This window comes from Elioraea sp. Yellowstone, assembly GCF_006704265.1.
GTDB lineage: Bacteria > Pseudomonadota > Alphaproteobacteria > Acetobacterales > Acetobacteraceae > Elioraea.
In genome coordinates this window covers 1-907 of the sequence record NZ_VIKA01000305.1, presented here as the reverse complement: position 1 = coordinate 907, position 907 = coordinate 1, and the positions used below count along the sequence as shown (strand labels likewise).

At 78.7% G+C, this 907-nt stretch carries 2 protein-coding genes; both read left to right on the top strand.

Translation table 11 applies throughout. From position 1 onward, the window contains the following. A partial coding sequence (locus FK498_RS20065; protein ID WP_237561025.1) for a hypothetical protein occupies positions 1–371 on the top strand: 371 nt, incomplete at its 5' end. Next, positions 359–907: putative inorganic carbon transporter subunit DabA (locus tag FK498_RS18850; protein WP_161988498.1), on the top strand; the 549-nt coding region annotated here is incomplete at its 3' end. The genes FK498_RS20065 and FK498_RS18850, both read left to right, overlap by 13 nt.

Sequence of the window (907 nt, the reverse complement as noted above, 5' to 3'; positions counted from 1 at the left end):
AAACGGCCCTGCTCGGCGATGCGGCCCTCGGCGAAGACCAGGATCTCGTCGGCGTGGCGCCCCGGGGGGGGGCGGGGGGCGGTGACGAAAGGCGTGGGGGCCCGCCTACCCGCGCGCCGCGCCCCCGGGCCCCCCGCCGCCCGCAGCGCGCGGGCGGGGGCGCCGCGGCCGCCTTCGCCGCCGCTGTCGCGGTGGCGGCCGCGCTCCTGGTGCTCGCCCAGGCGGCGCTGCCGCATCGCGCCGGCGAGGCGCGATGGCAGGCCGCCTATGTCCACGTCGCCGCGGGCTTCTACCTCGACGTGGTCGCCAACCGTCTCGCTCGCCGCCTTCTCCGCAACCCTGCCTCGGAGCCTGCCGCATGGACGCGCTGAACGTGACCGCGCCGGACCTCGATCCCGCGATCCAGGCCGCACCCGCCGGCGCGGCCGAGGTCGCGCTGCGGCGCGCCGTCGCCGCGGCCACCGCCCGCATCGCCCCGCTCTGGCCGCTCGACAGCTTCGTCGCGGTCAATCCCTTCCTCGGGCTGGCCGATCTGCCCTTCGCGGCCGCCATGCCCGTGATGGCGCAGCTCGTCGGCGCGCGCATGCTGATGCCGCGGCGCCACTGGCACGAGGCGCTGGCAGCCGGACGGATCGATCGCGCCGACATCGCCGCGGCGCTGGCGCGGCGGGGTGACGGGCGGTCGCCGGAGGCGATCCTGGAGGCCGACGGGGAGCCCGCCTGGCCGGCGCCGCTGCCGCTGGTCTCGGACCTTCTGGCGGCGGAAGCCGGCCTGCCCCCGCGGCTGTTTGCCGACCGGATCGCGCAGTGGTGCGCGGCCTACTGCGACGCGGGCCAGGCCGCCTGGCCGATGCCCTGGCGCGACCGCCCGCTCTACGCCGCCTGGCGCGCCGCCGCGCTGGTCGAT